A 15160-nucleotide genomic window follows, 5' to 3' on the forward strand; every position below is an offset into this window, starting at 1 on the left:
CATGGAACTTGATCTCTGGACTCAGAGCCTGGTCACGGCAATGACTGCCCTGTGGACTAAAATTGCCAACTTCATCCCGAACCTTTTCGGGGCGCTGGTTGTCGTACTGCTGGGCTTCGTGGTTGCCAAACTGCTCGATACCCTGCTGTCCAAGTTGCTCGCAAAGTTGGGCCTTGATCGCCTCATGGGCGGCACCGGCCTGACCAAGATTCTGGCTCGCATCGGCATCAAGGTGCCGATCTCGATCCTCATTGGCAAAATTGTTTACTGGTTCATCCTGCTGGTGTTTCTGGTGTCGGCGGCGCAATCGCTGGGGCTGGACCGCGTTTCTGCGGCACTGGATATTTTTACGGTTTATTTGCCCAAGGTTTTCGGAGCTTTGCTAGTGTTGTTGGCGGGTGTGCTACTTGCACAGTTGCTCAATGGCCTGGTGCGGGGAGCGGCCGAGAGCGTCGGGTTTGATTATGCAAGCGGCCTGGGGCGTGTTGCTCAGGGGCTGGTCATTATCATCAGTATTTCCGTGGCTATCAGTCAGCTGGAGGTCAAAACCGACCTGCTGAACCACGTGATTGTGATTGTGTTGATTACCGTTGGTCTGGCTGTGGCCTTGGCCATGGGCTTGGGAAGTCGTGAAATTGCCGGTCAGATTTTGGCCGGGATCTATGTGCGTGAGTTGTACCAAGTTGGGCAAGAAGTGCGAGTTGGCGAGGTCGAAGGGCAGATCGAAGAGATCGGCACGGTTAAAACCACGTTGCTGACCGAGGAAGGTGAGCTAGTCTCCATTTCCAATCGGATCTTGCTGGAGCAGCACGTGACAAGCCGCTAATGCGGCAAACCCTGCTAATGTATGCCGCCGTAAAAATGCCTGCTTTGAAGGCTGATACGGTGGCCATTGACCTGACTGTCGGCACGACTCGTTTTGAATAAAGCCCAATCGCTATCCATGCGCTACGATCCCCGCGAGCTCTCTGATGAGGAGTTGGTTGCGCGCGCGCATGATGAGTTGTTTCACGTTACGCGTGCTTATGAAGAATTGATGCGTCGCTATCAACGCACTTTGTTCAACGTTTGTTCAAGGTATTTAGGGAACGATAGGGACGCGGATGATGTCTGTCAGGAAGTGATGCTTAAGGTGTTGTACGGCCTGAAAAATTTCGAAGGAAAATCGAAATTCAAGACATGGCTATATAGCATCACTTACAACGAATGCATCACACAGTATCGAAAGGAACGGCGAAAGCGTCGCTTGATGGACGCATTAAGTATTGACCCCCTTGAGGAAGCGTCTGAGGAAAAGGCGCCGAAACCTGAGGAAAAGGGCGGACTTGATCGCTGGTTGGTGCATGTGAATCCGATTGATCGCGAAATTTTAGTGCTGCGTTTTGTCGCAGAACTGGAATTTCAGGAAATCGCAGACATAATGCATATGGGTTTGAGCGCGACGAAGATGAGATACAAGCGCGCTCTTGATAAATTGCGTGAGAAATTTGCAGGTCTTGCTGAAACTTAGTTCAGTGCAAATGGCTCTACGTGTAGGCAAGGTCTGATAGACTTGCCGCCGAGTTGTCCCCCGGTATGTGGGACTGCTTTACAATCACCAGATGGGGATTTAACGGATGAAACTGAAAAACACCTTGGGCATTGCCATTGGTTCCTTTGTAGCCGCAACTTCGTTCGGTGCCCTGGCACAAGGCCAAGGCGCGGTCGAGGGTGAACTGTTCTACAAAAAACAGTACAACGACAGCGTCAACCACGTTGAAGACGGTTACAACCCAGGCGCCTCGATCGGTTACTTCATCACTGATGACGTTTCGATCAACTTCGCGTACGACAAGACCAACCACACCCGTTCGAACGACGGCACTGGTCACCAGAAGCTGCAAGGTGACAACTTTGGTCTGAACGCTCAGTACCACTTCGGCACCGTAGGCGACGCTCTGCGTCCATACGTTTCCGGCGGTGTTGCTCACAAGAGCATGACCAACGTTGAGGCTGATGGCCACAGCGGTCGCGACAAGTCGACTTTCCTGACTGCTGGCGCCGGTGTTAAGTGGTACATCACTGACAACCTGTTCGCCCGTGCAGGCGTTGAAGCTGACTACAAACTGGACAACGGCCGTTGGGACTACGCTCCTACCGTTGGTCTGGGTGTGAACTTCGGTGGCAGCGGTGGCAAAGTAGCTCCTGCTCCAGTTCCAGCTCCAGCACCAATCGCTGAGCCAGAACCAGAAGCTCCGATCGCTGAAGTGGTTAAAGTTGAGCTGGACGTGAAGTTCGACTTCGACAAAGCCGTTGTTAAGTCTCAGTACCTGCCAGACATCAAGAACGTTGCTCAGTTCATGCAGCAGTACCCTGCGACCAGCACTACTGTGAATGGTTACACTGACAGCGTTGGTACCGATGCTTACAACCAGAAACTGTCCCAGCGTCGTGCTGACTCTGTGCGTCAGGCTCTGGTACAGCAAGGTGTTTCGGCTGGCCGTGTAGACGCAGTTGGTCACGGTAAGGCAGATCCAGTTGCGACTAACGCAACTGACGAAGGCCGCGCTCTGAACCGTCGCGTTGAAGCCGTTGTACAAGCTCAATCTAATTAATTTTAGATAAGCTGCCAGAAAAACCCGGCTCAGGCCGGGTTTTTCTTTGCCTGTGATTTGCCAGGCGGCGCGGCTATAATTGCGCCCACTTTCCGTCACCCATCGAGTCCATTGCGCCCATGTATAACCTGGCCCGCCAGCTGCTTTTCAAACTGTCCCCTGAAGCCTCTCACGATCTGTCGCTGGATTTGATCGGGGCGGGCGGCCGTCTGGGGCTTAATGGTTTGTTGTGCAAGGCACCGGCGAAGCTGCCAGTGACAGTCATGGGGCTGAATTTTCCAAACCCGGTCGGTCTGGCTGCCGGTCTGGATAAAAACGGCGCAGCCATCGATGGTTTCGCCCAATTGGGTTTTGGCTTTGTTGAGATCGGCACGGTCACGCCGCGCCCTCAGCCAGGCAATCCAAAACCCCGTATTTTTCGCTTGCCGGAAGCGCAGGCCATCATCAACCGCATGGGCTTTAACAACCTTGGGGTTGATCATTTGCTGAGCCGCGTACAGGCGGCCCGCTACAGTGGCATTCTGGGTATCAATATCGGCAAGAACTTCGACACGCCGGTTGAGCGTGCCGTCGACGATTACCTGATCTGCCTGGACAAGGTGTATGCCCACGCCAGCTACGTCACCGTCAACGTCAGTTCGCCGAACACACCGGGTTTGCGCAGCTTGCAGTTCGGTGATTCGCTCAAGCAGTTGCTCGAAGCCCTACAACTGCGCCAGAACGAACTGACGCAGCGCCACGGTAAGCGCGTACCGCTGGCGATCAAGATCGCACCGGACATGAGCGACGAAGAAACCGTGCTCGTGGCTCAGGCGCTGCTGGAGACCGGTATGGATGCTGTTATCGCCACCAACACCACGCTTAGCCGCGTCGGCGTTGAAGGTTTGGCCCATGGTGATGAGGCGGGCGGCTTGTCTGGCGCCCCGGTGCTTGAAAAAAGCACGCACACCGTCAAGGTGCTGGCCGCTGAGCTGGCAGGGCGTTTGCCGATCATCGCGGCCGGCGGGATTACAGAAGGCAAACACGCGGCTGAGAAAATCGCCGCGGGTGCGAGCCTGGTGCAGATCTACTCAGGCTTTATCTACAAAGGCCCGGCGCTGATTCGCGAATCGGTTGATGCCATTGCAGCGTTGCCGCGCAAGTAACGGGCAGCGCGTGGCGTGCGGGCATAAAAAAGGGCTCCTTTAAGGAGCCCTTGGGCCGAAGCCCGCCGCCTGGATAGGACGGCAAGGTTAAATCGTTGTCGTTTCAAGGTGATGTCGGAAGGTGTCCAGTGTTAGCCGACGGCGTTGATTTCGTTGAGTCTGTGGATGCCCGCAGTGCCAGTCATACCGTCCCAGTTGTCGCCGCGTCCTTCGCGCCAGCCGTTAATCCAGGCTTGACGTACCGACGGTAGAGTAAATGGGCAAAGCTCACGGGATTTACCATGTACGCCATTTTGATATCCGCGCAAAAATGCTCTTTCCAACGGATCACGCTTAAGTCTTCTCATAGGGTGTTTCCCTCACTTGTTGACTGTTTTATTTAGCGTCGACCTTCCAAAGGTCGGGGCAGACTGATCTGCCGTCGGGGGTGCTCGCTGCCGGCGTGGCGAGCCTTTCTGTTGTTGCCTGTGCGGCTACAACCTGAGTCCAGTTCTAACCAATGCACTCGGGTGAGGGAATGATCGTTTTGTCATAAGCACGTAACGAAAATGGTGTTACAGCCATAAGACAGGCTGTTTTTACTCGTCCGGTTTCGGCAAAAGCCTGACAGGACGAGCGCTTGCAAAGATGATGAGTTTCATTCTCCGTTGCTAATAGCTGCCTGATCCACTCGGGCACTATTCGACGAAGGGTCTGAATATGACCAGTTGTTTCTTAATGAATGACCTGCCTCAGCGTCTAGACTCACTCTGCCTCAGGGAGGGTGTTGTCGCTGAAGTGGAACGGCACAGTTTCGTGCCACGCGAGCGCTCTTCAAGAAAAGCGCTTGATTGAAAACGGAGCAGGCGATGCGTTGCCTGCCCACAGAAAGCTAAAAGCTCAGGAATCCCATGTCGGATCGTAACGAACTCTTCCTTACCTGCCCTAAAGGCCTTGAAGGTCTGCTCCTCGAAGAGGCTATTGGCCTTGGTCTTGAGGAAGCTCGCGAGCACACCTCGGCCATTCGTGGCTTGGCAGATATGGAAACTGCCTACCGTCTGTGTCTGTGGTCACGCCTTGCCAACCGTGTGTTGCTGGTCCTCAAGCGCTTCCCGATGAAGAACGCCGAAGACCTGTACAACGGCGTGCTCGACGTTGACTGGCATGATCACATGGTCCCGGACGGCACCCTGGCCGTTGAATTCAGCGGGCATGGCTCGGGCATCGACAACACCCACTTCGGTGCCTTGAAGGTCAAGGACGCCATCGTCGACAAGCTGCGTACGCCGTCTGGTGAGCGCCCGTCGATTGACAAGTTCAGCCCGGACTTGCGTATCCACCTGCGCCTGGATCGCGGCGAAGCGATTCTGTCCCTGGACCTGTCGGGCAGCAGCCTGCACCAGCGTGGCTACCGTCTGCAGCAAGGTGCTGCGCCCCTGAAAGAAAACCTCGCCGCCGCCGTGCTGATCCGTGCCGGCTGGCCGCGCATGGCCGCTGAGGGCGCCGCACTGGCTGACCCGATGTGCGGTGTGGGTACGTTTCTGGTCGAGGGCGCAATGATCGCCGCCGACATTGCGCCGAACCTCAATCGCATTCATTGGGGCTTTGATGCCTGGTTGGGGCACGTACCGGCCATCTGGAAAAAACTCCATGAAGAAGCCACTGAGCGCGCAGAAATCGGCATGGCCAAGCCACCGCTGTGGATTCGCGGATACGAGGCTGACCCACGGCTGATTCAGCCTGCGCGCAACAACATCGAGCGGGCTGGCCTGAGCCACTGGATCAAGATTTACCAGGGTGAAGTGGCGACCTTTGAGCCGCGCCCAGATCAAAACCAGAAAGGCCTGGTGATCTGCAACCCGCCGTACGGCGAGCGTCTGGGCGATGAAGCAAGCTTGCTTTATCTCTACCAGAACCTCGGTGAGCGTCTGCGTCAGGCGTGTCTGAACTGGGAAGCGGCGGTGTTCACCGGCGCTCCGGATCTGGGCAAGCGCATGGGCATTCGCAGCCACAAACAGTATTCGTTCTGGAATGGCGCTTTGCCGTGCAAGTTGCTGTTGATCAAGGTCACCCCGGATCAGTTCGTGACGGGTGAGCGTCGTACCCCTGAGCAACGTCAGGCCGAGCGTGAACAGGCTGAGTCTGTGGTCGAAGCGCCTGTGCAGCAGCAGTTCAACAAGAACGGCAACCCGATCAAGCCTGCACCGGTGGTGATCGAGCAACCGCGCTTGAGCGAAGGCGGGCAGATGTTTGCCAACCGTCTGCAAAAGAACCTTAAGGCACTGGGCAAATGGGTCAAACGCGAGGGGATTGATTGCTACCGCGTTTACGACGCCGACATGCCTGAGTACTCGATGGCGATCGACCTGTATCACGACTGGGTCCATGTCCAGGAATACGCAGCGCCTAAATCGGTTGACCCGGAAAAAGCCTCAGCCCGTATGTTCGATGCCCTGGCGGCGATTCCACAGGCGCTGAACATCGACAAGAGCCGGGTGATCGTCAAACGCCGTGAGCGTCAGAGCGGCACCAAGCAGTACGAGCGTCAAAGCGCGCAGGGCAAGTTCACCGAAGTGATGGAAGGTGGCGTAAAGCTGCTGGTGAACCTCACCGATTACCTGGACACCGGCTTGTTTCTGGATCACCGTCCAATCCGCATGCGCATCCAGAAAGAGGCGGCCGGCAAACGCTTCCTCAACCTGTACTGCTACACCGCAACGGCGAGTGTGCACGCTGCCAAAGGCGGTGCTCGCAGCACCACCAGCGTTGACTTGTCCAAGACGTATCTGGACTGGGCGCGGCGTAACCTGTCGCTGAACGGTTTCTCGGACAAAAACCGCCTGGAGCAGGGCGATGTGATGGCCTGGCTGGATGCCTGTCGTGAAGAGTACGACTTGATCTTCATTGATCCGCCGACCTTCTCCAACTCAAAGCGCATGGAAGGCATCTTCGACGTTCAGCGTGACCATGTGCAGTTGCTCGATCTGGCCATGGCGCGTCTGGCGCCGGGCGGCGTGCTGTACTTCTCGAACAACTTCCGCAAGTTCGTTCTGGATGAGCATCTGGCCGCGCGTTATGCCGTTGAAGAAATTACCGCGAGCACCATTGATCCGGACTTTGCCCGTAACAGCAAAATCCACCGGGCCTGGAAAATCACGGCCCGCTGATGCTGCCCCGGCGGTAATCAGCCCATAAAAAACGCCCCCTTTCTTGCGATTGGGGGCGTTTTTTATTGCCTGCCTGACGTTATGGCGCGATAGACACCGCGCGGTTAGCCACGGCTGGCTGGCGATACAGGTCTAGCAATACCTGATCGAGAATCGAAGACGCACCCCACGGGCGCGGGTCGTTCAGGATGGCGACCACGGCCCAGGTGTCGCCGTTGCTGTCGCGGCTAAAGCCGGAAATGGCGCGCACGGTATTCAGGGTGCCTGTCTTGATGTGTGCTTGACCGTTCATCGCTGTGGTTTTCAGGCGCTTGCGCATCGTGCCGTCTTTGCCCGCGATCGGCAGGGAGCTGATGAACTCGGCGGCGTAGGGGCTTTTCCAGGCGGCTTGAAGCATTTGCGCCATTTCACGTGCGCTCACACGCTCGGCACGCGACAGGCCGGAGCCGTTCTCCATGACCAGATGCGGCGCTGTGATGCCTTTTTTGGCCAGCCATTGGCGTATCACGCGCTGCGCGGCTTTGGCGTCATCGCCGTCGGCATCGGTACGGAACTGAGCGCCGAGGCTGAGGAACAACTGCTGGGCCATGGTGTTGTTGCTGTATTTATTGATGTCGCGAATGATCTCGGCCAGGTCAGGCGAGTAGGCGCGAGCCAGCAGTTTTGCACCTTTAGGGACGCTGGCCTGACGGTCCTGGCCCTGAATGCTGCCGCCCAGCTCCTTCCAGATGGCGCGCACGGCGCCGGCGGTGTAGGTCGCGTGATCAAGCAAGGACAGATACGTCTGAGAGTTGCAGCCGTCTGCCAGTTGCCCGCTGACGGTGACAATTACCGAGCCGTCGGCCTGGGTGACGGGGTTGTAGCGGACATCGCCGGTGCATTGCTTGGCGTTGATGGCTTTGACCTGATTGTCGATGCGGATGCTCGCAATAGGCGGCTCCACCGAGACCAGCACCTTGCCCGAATCGTTACGCGCCACAAAGCGCAAGGCTTTGAGGTTGACCATCAGTGCGTCGGGTTTGACCAGGAACGGCTTGTTTTCGTCATTGCCGTCATCGTTGAACACCGGCAATTGCGGTTGTTCGAAGAAATTGCGATCCAGTACCAGGTCGCCGGTGATTTGCTGCACGCCGTTGGCCCGCAGGTCGCGCATCAACAGCCAGAGCTTCTCCATGTTGAGCTTGGGGTCGCCGCCGCCCTTGAGGTACAGGTTGCCCTGCAAAATACCGTTGTTCAGGTTGCCGTCGGTGTAGAACTCGGTTTTCCATTGGTGGGTCGGGCCGAGCATTTCCAGAGCTGCATAGGTGGTCACCAGTTTCATGGTAGACGCCGGGTTCATCGATACATCGGCGTTGAAGACGGTCGGAACACCCGGGCCGGTCAGCGGCAGCAATACCAGGGACAGCGCGTCGTCTTGCAGCTTGTTGGTCTTGAGCGCTTGCTGGACTTTCGGAGTCAGGGTGGCGTTGACAGGGGCGGCATTGGCGCCGAAGGCGAGCGGCAAAAACAGACTGGCCAGAAACAATGGTCGTAAAGATTTAATCATCAAAAGTAAAACCCTGCAGGCGAGGGGGAAAATAAGAGGGCATGAACAAAAAGTCCCTCGATGGTCATAAAAGTGTTGGCATTATGCCCCAAGGTTATCGGGCTTGTGCATCAGCGTAGGCCAGGGATTGACTTATTTAATGGATAAAACGATGAGTCGCTCACATGCAACCGGGCAGCGCCAGCCTGAAGCTGGTAAAGTGCCGCCGGTAATTACTTAAGAGGATTGTTCAATGGCTACTAATCGTTCCCAGCGTCTGCGCAAAAAACTGTGCGTTGATGAATTTCAGGAGCTGGGTTTTGAGCTGAACCTGGATTTCAAAGAAGACCTGTCGGATGAGGCTGTCGACGCATTCCTTGACGCTTTCTTGAAAGAAGCCATGGAAGCTAACGGCCTGGGCTATGTTGGCGGCGACGACTACGGTCTGGTTTGCCTGCAGAAGCGCGGCTCGGTCAGCGAAGAGCAACGTGCTGCTGTTGAAGCCTGGTTGAAAGCTCGTCCAGAGCTGACCAGCGTTGAAGTGAGCCCGCTGCTGGACGTGTGGTACCCGGAAAAGCCAATCAATCCGGTAGCCTGACGTCAAACATAAAGGCAGCCTGCGTGGCTGCCTTTGTGTGTTTCATACCTTTGCCCGTCCTGGGCGCTGCTTCAAAAATCCATGTGCTGACACTGTATGCGCCTCTCTGCGGACGTAGCCTCGTAAGGCTCGAATACCGGCACGTCACAGGTTTTTTAGTCGTAAATAGCTTTCTTCTTCCAGTCGCCCTCAGCCTCATCGGTTTTAAGGCCTTCAGTCAGCGCGTTGACCTCATCGCTGCTGGGCTCCAGCGTGCTTTGCAGCAGGGCATTGGCGCGCACCAGTTGTGCTTCAAACGCTTTGAGTGACTGGCCATACGGGGCAGGGTCGGCCTGCTTGCGCAAATACTGCACGCCGCGTTCATAGGCCAGGCGCGCCTGACCCGGCTGGTTTTGCTGGAACGCCAATTGGCCAAGGTTATTGAAGAACTCAATATGCAGCACCACCAGTAGGTGACGGATCTCTTTAAGCCAGTGCTTGGCTTCATTGGCGGGCAGTACCCGATCTTTGGCGGCGCGGGTGATCTGGCCATGCAGCGTCTCCAGCAGAAAGCGCACATCTTTGGCCTTGGCTTCGGTCATGATCGGGTTGGGCGGATTGTTGACCGGGATCGACTCACCTTGCGCAACCAGTGCTTCAAGCTCAGCAACCCGTGCTTTTAAGCTGGCGTCGGATTTTTGCAGCAGCAACAGACGTTGGGTGGCATTGAGTTCAAGGCGGGTCAGCAACAACTTGAGTGCCGACGTCATCAGTTGCCCGGGAAAGGTCTCGTTGACTTCACTGCAACGGCGGATACGGTCATTAAGTTCGGTTTTGAGCCGAGCTTTTTCCACCTTGTTGTGTTCCACCATGTGGTTGATGTAGCCGATGGCGATCAAAAGCACGATCCCGGCAACGACGAGCAGGGTGATGATGGAAGGCGTCAACGTTAAAACCTCTTCGGGTGGTCTGCCTGCAATAGAGTGTGCCAGACAATGTTGCTAATAGGCTTGATCTTAAACAGGTGCGTTAGTTCATTGGGGTCAGGCGGTTGGCTATCTATAGAGAGGTCCATATTCGATAGGTGCATTTGGCCATCACTCAAACCTGATCATCATAGCGCCTTGTAGGAGGCCGGAATATAGGCCCTAGGAGTCATACGTCACACTATGTAGGAAAAGGCTTAGAAGGACGGGAAGTCATTGATTTCAATAAATTTTCATATTGGGGTTGACGACTTCCAAAACCATCCCTAGAATGCGCGCCAATTGCAGCGTAAAGCGAACAGCGAAACGCATGTAACCAGTGAAGTTGTAGTGTGTCCCCTTCGTCTAGTGGCCTAGGACACCGCCCTTTCACGGCGGTAACAGGGGTTCGAGTCCCCTAGGGGACGCCAATGCGGGAATAGCTCAGTTGGTAGAGCACGACCTTGCCAAGGTCGGGGTCGCGAGTTCGAGTCTCGTTTCCCGCTCCATTTTTAAGCAGCTTCGCTCTCGGGCGGGGTTGAGTGAAAGCCAAAGCGCACATTTAGGTGAGCGTAGTTGGCACTGAAATGTACAGTGTACGTTTCGGGCAACGTCCCCTTCGTCTAGTGGCCTAGGACACCGCCCTTTCACGGCGGTAACAGGGGTTCGAGTCCCCTAGGGGACGCCATTATTGCGGGAATAGCTCAGTTGGTAGAGCACGACCTTGCCAAGGTCGGGGTCGCGAGTTCGAGTCTCGTTTCCCGCTCCATTTTTAAGCAGCTTCGCTCTCGGGCGGGGTTGAGTGAAAGCCAGAGCACACACTTAGGTGCGTGTAGTTGGCACTGAAACGTACAGCGTATGTTTCGGGCAACGTCCCCTTCGTCTAGTGGCCTAGGACACCGCCCTTTCACGGCGGTAACAGGGGTTCGAGTCCCCTAGGGGACGCCATTATTGCGGGAATAGCTCAGTTGGTAGAGCACGACCTTGCCAAGGTCGGGGTCGCGAGTTCGAGTCTCGTTTCCCGCTCCATATTCTTGTTTTAAAGAGTGCTCAGCCACTGTTTAAAGCATTAAAAAAAGAGGCCTTATAGGCCTCTTTTTTTATGTCTGTAGTTTTTACTCCCTACCCAAACAGGCATCCGCCCAATCAGTGCACCTCCCCCAGTGAGCGCTTGATCAGTTGCGCCGCCGGATCGGTCTCAAAGCGCGCTTCCAACACCCGGATATCGAGGTTATTGGGCAGGCTGATGCGATGGGTCAGCACCAGGGTCATGGCCTCGGTGTCGATGCGCAGGGTGGCGTATGGCGCATGTTTTTGCGCGACGAATGCCTGGACACCCTCCAGATATGGGCCGCTTTTGAACTCATGGCTATTTCATAAGCTTGTCAAAATCGATATTGGATAAAGGAAGAGTCGGACTGTCGAATTGACGCAGAATGTGGAGGTGTGGATCCAGCTTAAGGCGTCGAAGGTTATCCAATGTAGCGCTTCCACCCATGACGAGCGCAGGTTCGAAGCCGAACATTTCATCGGGCTCAAGTGGGCCGTACTTCTTTATAGCGCGTTCAAACAGCAGTTTTCCGTTGGCGTCAGGGTAGTCGAAGTCTTCTAGCTTGGCAGAACCAAACAGAGCCTGAATGGAAGGATCGTGATCTGGTAAGGGTTTGGGGTTGAGCTGGTTTTTCAGAGCGAGGATTTCATTGTGGATACAAGTGATGGTGACGCTTGCGCCTGTTGTTTCGCCGCACAAGTAGAGGTCGCCAAAGGCATCGCGGGCAATGACGTGGAAGTTATCTATGTTGACAAACGGTGTCCCCTCAAGCCATACATCCTTGATGTCTTCATATTCATCGGGATTAACTGTCCATACTCGTCCGTTTGCATACCCTGCCCAGCCTTCTTCCCGCCAGTAAGTCATCAAGATGGGAGGGAGCTTGCCGGTCCGTTGAATAAACGCAACAACACAAACGCTCGATGGCCGGGCATTTCCACCTGCGCGTATCCGCTGGGTGTCAGGCTCGGGTCTGTCAGGTTGAAGAGTTCGATGCGCAGGTTGGGCGGTGGAATTTCGATCTGTTGATCGGTGGGTGCACCGTTCCAGTAGGCGAAGTCAAAGTCATAAGGCAGACCCGGCCAGCGCTCTGCTTGCCATACAGCGTCGTAGTTACCGGCCAGGGCCAGTCGCGGTGCCCAGGCCCGGCCGACCACCCCAAAACCTGCGGGTTGGTATTTGTAGGTGCCGGCCACCTGCATCATTTGCGTGGAGTCGAGCAGTCCATCAGGGTGTTTGGCTTTATCCAGGTGCAACACGGGCCTGTCGATTGCTTCGATTTGCGGCGCGGGCAGCACCCGCAGGGGCGCATCCAGCTTGAAGCCCAACTGCTCCTGGCGTTTCTCGATCCAGCCGCTGCCCAGCGGGTTGCTGTAGCAGACCTCGTTGAGCAGATACTCCGGGCTGTCAGGCTTTAACAGGTGCTCGGGGTTGCGCACCACGCTGCTGCCGCCAAAGGCATATTCCCAGCGCAGCGGAACGCTCAGAACGGGCTGCGCTTGAGTCAGTTGCCAACCGCCAAACAGGCTGTCTTTAAATTGCCGTGGCCCGCTAAAACGCAACTGTTTGTCCAGCAGATTGCGCCGGGTAGGGGCATTGGCGTGTGCCTTGGCGGCGGCCACGCGTTTCGCTTGCCATTCTTGAAGCTGGTATTCGTTCAACCGTTCGCCGGGGCTCAACGGTTCGGGCAGCGGCACTTCTATGTACTCGTGCGCGACCGGAATGCTCAAGCGCACACCCGCGTTCCACGACGTGGCCGGCAAGCCCTGCGGCGCATATGCCAGCCCCACCACGATCACATCACAGCGCGGTTTAAAGGGGGCCAGGTCGCTTTCTTCGCTGACGCTGCTGGTCCCTTCTTCGCCGTAATAGGCGTCATCGGTACACAACGCCACGGGCTTAACGTCCATGACCTCGGCGCGCAATTGCCCCGGTTGGCCATCCACCGGCACCAACCGATAACCGACCTTCATGGCCAGCACCGGATACTCTTGATCGTCCACACCCAGGGCGCTAAAACACAGCGCATCGAAGGGCGTCAGGTTACGAAATTCCATGACGCCTCCTCAGTTGATATCAACGTCTTTGCCGTTGATCTGCACCGCACCCGTGGCACTGAAATCGAAGGTGCAGCCATTGATCAGCACGGTGCCGTCGGACTTCATCACCAAGGTTGATTTACCCACCGTGACCTTGAATTCATCACCGGCATCAATGCTGTAGTTCTTGCCTACCACCACCGATTTATGGATGCCCACCTGCTCGCTCTGGCTCAGGCCGACGCTGGTGTTCATGGCTGCACCGACACTGGTCTGGTAAGCGGCACCGATGGTCAGCGTTTTGGCGAGCCCGATGGTTTCGGCCTTGGCCAGGGCGATGGTCTCGGTCTTGTTGGCACCAATGGTCACGCTGCGGTTGGCGCCGATCTGGATGGTTTCGTTTTGGCCGACGTCTTCGGTGCGGTGGTCGCCGATAGAAAGGGTTTCGTTGTGGTCCACCCGCTCTGTACGGTCATTCCCCACAAAGGTGGTGTTGTCATGCTTGATGTAAACGTTCTTGTCCCGTTCGGCATGGATGTAAACCTCCTGCTGGCCCACCTCATCCTCAAAGCGCAGTTCGTTAAACCCCGTGCCTTTGTGGGTGCGGCTTTTGATGGTCATGCGGGTTTTGTGTTTGGGCAGTTCGTAGGGCGGCAGGTTGGCCTGGCGGTAGGCTCTGCCGGTGGCGATGGGTTGGTCGGGGTCGCCGTCGAGGTAGCTGATGATCAGTTCCTGGCCGATGCGCGGCACGGCCATGGCGCCCCATAAGGTGCCCGCCCAGCCTTGGGTGACGCGGATCCAGCAGGAGCTGTGGTCGTTTTCCTGGCTGTCGCGGTCCCACGGGAAGCTGACTTTGACCCGGCCCCATTCGTCGCAGTAGATCTCTTCGCCTGGCGGGCCGACCACGGTGGCGGTGTGCGGGCCGTCGATGCAGGGTTTGGGCTGCAACGGGGCTTTCCACTCGGCGTCCCAGCGGATGGCGCTGGCCTTTAAATGGTAGGTGGTGCTGTAGTCGCTACCGCCGGCTTCTTCTTGCAGGCTGCTGTGTTGTTTGCCGATGTGTTCAAGGGCGATGCTGCGCCAGCGGTCGTTGAAATCGGGCCGTGGGTGTTCGCTCAGGTCGAAGGCCAGACCGGGTTGCAGGCGGGCGTCGTCGCCTTCGAGTTCGGCCATGCGCGCGTCGCTGCGCAAGGCGTGGAGGCGGGTTTTGGTAAAAGGTTTACCCGCTGCATCGCGTTTGTAGCGGCCGGGGTAGTCGTAGCGCTCGTAGTCCTTGTGCTGGTTTTTCAGGGCCAGGCCGCCATCGGCGGTGTGTTGCTGGTTGTAGCGCGGGTGGATGAAGGTGTAATCGCGCTGCACCTGGCGAGAGGTTCGCACCTGTTCGGTGTAGCTGAAGCGATGCAGGGCAGGCTCTGCCGAATCGCCGCCGCCCATGGGCTGATAAAGCACCGGGCAGTCTTTGTGGGTGCCGATGGTGCCAAGGCCGCCGACGCGATCAGTGAGGATCAAGGTGTGGCCGTCGGTGCGGTGTTCGAAGGTGTAGAGCAGGCCTTCTTCAGCGGCGAGACGGGCAATAAAGTCGAGGTCGGTTTCGCCCGCCTGCACGCAGTATTCGCGGGTCTGGTGATCGAAACAGATCTGTTTTTCGAGGTCGGTGATGCGTTGCCCCTTGAGCACCAGGGTGATGATCTCGGGCACGGTTTTGTACTGAAACATCCGCCAGTTGGAGCGCAGGCCCGCGCGGGCCAAGGTCGGTTCGATCACCGCGTGGTAGCGGGTACGGCGAAAACCGGTGTCGCCCTGACGGAACAGACTGACCAGACCATGGACATAGCGCACCGGCGTTTCGCCGCGCCACACCGTGAACAGCGCGCCCAAATCGAGGACACGATTAAAGTCCACCGCCGGGTCGTGGCTGACCAGGTCCAGGGTTAATTTGAAGGGTTGCGACAAGCCTTCTTCGAGCTTGAACGCGACCACCTCAAAGGCATCGCCTTGCAGGGGCTCGAAGGTAAAACGCAGATCGCTTTGACGGGGCATGGGCGCTCCTGAGGCACGCTACCGCACGCCCCGTCATGGCGACGGGGCGTGCGCTGGCGAACACATAAAACTGCCTGC

At 56.8% G+C, this 15160-nt stretch carries 13 protein-coding genes and 6 tRNA genes; 12 read left to right on the forward strand and 7 right to left on the reverse strand.

Going from position 1 to position 15160, the window contains the following annotated elements:
* Position 1 precedes the first annotated feature (1 nt).
* The 4 genes from ACJJU9_RS06350 to ACJJU9_RS06365 all read left to right on the forward strand — a co-directional run bounded on the left by ACJJU9_RS06350 (position 2) and on the right by ACJJU9_RS06365 (position 3739).
* Entirely contained in the window at positions 2 to 826 is an 825-nt protein-coding gene (locus tag ACJJU9_RS06350) for a mechanosensitive ion channel family protein (protein ID WP_048369832.1), read from the forward strand.
* 93 nt (positions 827 to 919) lie between these two features.
* Positions 920 to 1510, forward strand: a complete 591-nt coding sequence (sigX, locus tag ACJJU9_RS06355; protein WP_088500243.1) for an RNA polymerase sigma factor SigX — start codon at positions 920 to 922, stop codon at positions 1508 to 1510.
* Between the two features lie 106 nt (positions 1511 to 1616).
* Positions 1617 to 2594 carry an OmpA family protein gene (locus ACJJU9_RS06360; RefSeq protein ID WP_407730275.1) on the forward strand — a complete coding sequence of 326 codons (978 nt, stop codon included), beginning with the start codon at positions 1617 to 1619 and terminating at the stop codon, positions 2592 to 2594.
* Positions 2595 to 2713: 119 nt separating this feature from the next.
* Positions 2714 to 3739, forward strand: coding sequence for a quinone-dependent dihydroorotate dehydrogenase (locus ACJJU9_RS06365; RefSeq protein WP_048369838.1), 1026 nt, complete (start codon positions 2714 to 2716; stop codon positions 3737 to 3739).
* A gap of 131 nt (positions 3740 to 3870) precedes the next feature.
* Here ACJJU9_RS06365 and rmf read toward each other — a convergent pair whose 3' ends face one another.
* Positions 3871 to 4086: a ribosome modulation factor gene (gene rmf / locus ACJJU9_RS06370; RefSeq protein WP_082148720.1), complete on the reverse strand. Its 216-nt coding sequence runs from the start codon at positions 4084 to 4086 to the stop codon at positions 3871 to 3873.
* Positions 4087 to 4629: 543 nt separating this feature from the next.
* On the opposite strand from rmf, the gene rlmKL reads away from it, so the two are divergent.
* Positions 4630 to 6885 carry a bifunctional 23S rRNA (guanine(2069)-N(7))-methyltransferase RlmK/23S rRNA (guanine(2445)-N(2))-methyltransferase RlmL gene (gene rlmKL / locus ACJJU9_RS06375; protein ID WP_048369839.1) on the forward strand — a complete coding sequence of 752 codons (2256 nt, stop codon included), beginning with the start codon at positions 4630 to 4632 and terminating at the stop codon, positions 6883 to 6885.
* 79 nt (positions 6886 to 6964) lie between these two features.
* On the opposite strand, the gene dacB is transcribed toward rlmKL, so the two are convergent.
* A complete protein-coding gene (gene dacB / locus ACJJU9_RS06380; RefSeq protein ID WP_407730276.1) occupies positions 6965 to 8431 on the reverse strand; it encodes a D-alanyl-D-alanine carboxypeptidase/D-alanyl-D-alanine-endopeptidase in 1467 nt (488 codons plus the stop codon).
* A gap of 232 nt (positions 8432 to 8663) precedes the next feature.
* On the opposite strand from dacB, the gene ACJJU9_RS06385 reads away from it, so the two are divergent.
* Entirely contained in the window at positions 8664 to 9008 is a 345-nt protein-coding gene (locus tag ACJJU9_RS06385; RefSeq protein WP_048369844.1) for a YggL family protein, read from the forward strand.
* Positions 9009 to 9163: 155 nt separating this feature from the next.
* On the opposite strand, the gene ACJJU9_RS06390 is transcribed toward ACJJU9_RS06385, so the two are convergent.
* Positions 9164 to 9934, reverse strand: a complete 771-nt coding sequence (locus tag ACJJU9_RS06390; RefSeq protein ID WP_048369846.1) for a hypothetical protein — start codon at positions 9932 to 9934, stop codon at positions 9164 to 9166.
* Between the two features lie 373 nt (positions 9935 to 10307).
* On the opposite strand from ACJJU9_RS06390, the gene ACJJU9_RS06395 reads away from it, so the two are divergent.
* The 6 genes from ACJJU9_RS06395 to ACJJU9_RS06420 all read left to right on the forward strand — a co-directional run bounded on the left by ACJJU9_RS06395 (position 10308) and on the right by ACJJU9_RS06420 (position 10981).
* Positions 10308 to 10383: transfer RNA gene (locus ACJJU9_RS06395), tRNA-Glu, on the forward strand.
* 2 nt (positions 10384 to 10385) lie between these two features.
* A tRNA-Gly gene (locus ACJJU9_RS06400) sits at positions 10386 to 10461 on the forward strand.
* A 103-nt stretch (positions 10462 to 10564) separates the two neighbouring features.
* Positions 10565 to 10640, forward strand: a tRNA-Glu gene (locus ACJJU9_RS06405).
* Positions 10641 to 10645: 5 nt separating this feature from the next.
* Positions 10646 to 10721, forward strand: a tRNA-Gly gene (locus tag ACJJU9_RS06410).
* A 103-nt stretch (positions 10722 to 10824) separates the two neighbouring features.
* Positions 10825 to 10900: transfer RNA gene (locus tag ACJJU9_RS06415), tRNA-Glu, on the forward strand.
* Positions 10901 to 10905: 5 nt separating this feature from the next.
* Positions 10906 to 10981, forward strand: a tRNA-Gly gene (locus tag ACJJU9_RS06420).
* 117 nt (positions 10982 to 11098) lie between these two features.
* Here the strand turns inward: ACJJU9_RS06420 and ACJJU9_RS06425 are convergent.
* The 4 genes from ACJJU9_RS06425 to ACJJU9_RS06440 all read right to left on the reverse strand — a co-directional run bounded on the left by ACJJU9_RS06425 (position 11099) and on the right by ACJJU9_RS06440 (position 15082).
* Positions 11099 to 11224 carry a hypothetical protein gene (locus ACJJU9_RS06425; RefSeq protein WP_256665601.1) on the reverse strand — a complete coding sequence of 42 codons (126 nt, stop codon included), beginning with the start codon at positions 11222 to 11224 and terminating at the stop codon, positions 11099 to 11101.
* A gap of 97 nt (positions 11225 to 11321) precedes the next feature.
* Positions 11322 to 11870 carry a GAD-like domain-containing protein gene (locus ACJJU9_RS06430; protein WP_407730963.1) on the reverse strand — a complete coding sequence of 183 codons (549 nt, stop codon included), beginning with the start codon at positions 11868 to 11870 and terminating at the stop codon, positions 11322 to 11324.
* Positions 11870 to 13060 (reverse strand): DUF2169 domain-containing protein, encoded by a 1191-nt coding sequence (locus tag ACJJU9_RS06435; protein ID WP_407730277.1) that lies wholly within the window; start codon positions 13058 to 13060, stop codon positions 11870 to 11872. The genes ACJJU9_RS06430 and ACJJU9_RS06435 overlap by 1 nt, the downstream gene beginning before the upstream one ends.
* Positions 13061 to 13069: 9 nt before the next feature.
* Positions 13070 to 15082 carry a type VI secretion system Vgr family protein gene (locus ACJJU9_RS06440; protein ID WP_407730278.1) on the reverse strand — a complete coding sequence of 671 codons (2013 nt, stop codon included), beginning with the start codon at positions 15080 to 15082 and terminating at the stop codon, positions 13070 to 13072.
* Positions 15083 to 15160: the final 78 nt, after the last annotated feature.

This window comes from Pseudomonas helleri, assembly GCF_045830615.1.
GTDB lineage: Bacteria > Pseudomonadota > Gammaproteobacteria > Pseudomonadales > Pseudomonadaceae > Aquipseudomonas > Aquipseudomonas helleri.

Excerpts from the sequence above, each read along its gene's own strand:
- rmf (WP_082148720.1), bottom strand. The coding sequence starts at position 4,086 with ATGAGAAGACTTAAGCGTGATCCGTTGGAAAGAGCATTTTTGCGCGGA.
- ACJJU9_RS06440 (WP_407730278.1), bottom strand. The coding sequence starts at position 15,082 with ATGCCCCGTCAAAGCGATCTGCGTTTTACCTTCGAGCCCCTGCAAGGC.
- ACJJU9_RS06430 (WP_407730963.1), bottom strand. The coding sequence starts at position 11,870 with ATGACTTACTGGCGGGAAGAAGGCTGGGCAGGGTATGCAAACGGACGA.
- ACJJU9_RS06425 (WP_256665601.1), bottom strand. The coding sequence starts at position 11,224 with ATGACCCTGGTGCTGACCCATCGCATCAGCCTGCCCAATAACCTCGAT.
- ACJJU9_RS06360 (WP_407730275.1), top strand. The coding sequence starts at position 1,617 with ATGAAACTGAAAAACACCTTGGGCATTGCCATTGGTTCCTTTGTAGCC.
- rlmKL (WP_048369839.1), top strand. The coding sequence starts at position 4,630 with ATGTCGGATCGTAACGAACTCTTCCTTACCTGCCCTAAAGGCCTTGAA.
- dacB (WP_407730276.1), bottom strand. The coding sequence starts at position 8,431 with ATGATTAAATCTTTACGACCATTGTTTCTGGCCAGTCTGTTTTTGCCG.
- ACJJU9_RS06350 (WP_048369832.1), top strand. The coding sequence starts at position 2 with ATGGAACTTGATCTCTGGACTCAGAGCCTGGTCACGGCAATGACTGCC.
- ACJJU9_RS06365 (WP_048369838.1), top strand. The coding sequence starts at position 2,714 with ATGTATAACCTGGCCCGCCAGCTGCTTTTCAAACTGTCCCCTGAAGCC.
- ACJJU9_RS06385 (WP_048369844.1), top strand. The coding sequence starts at position 8,664 with ATGGCTACTAATCGTTCCCAGCGTCTGCGCAAAAAACTGTGCGTTGAT.
- ACJJU9_RS06435 (WP_407730277.1), bottom strand. The coding sequence starts at position 13,060 with ATGGAATTTCGTAACCTGACGCCCTTCGATGCGCTGTGTTTTAGCGCC.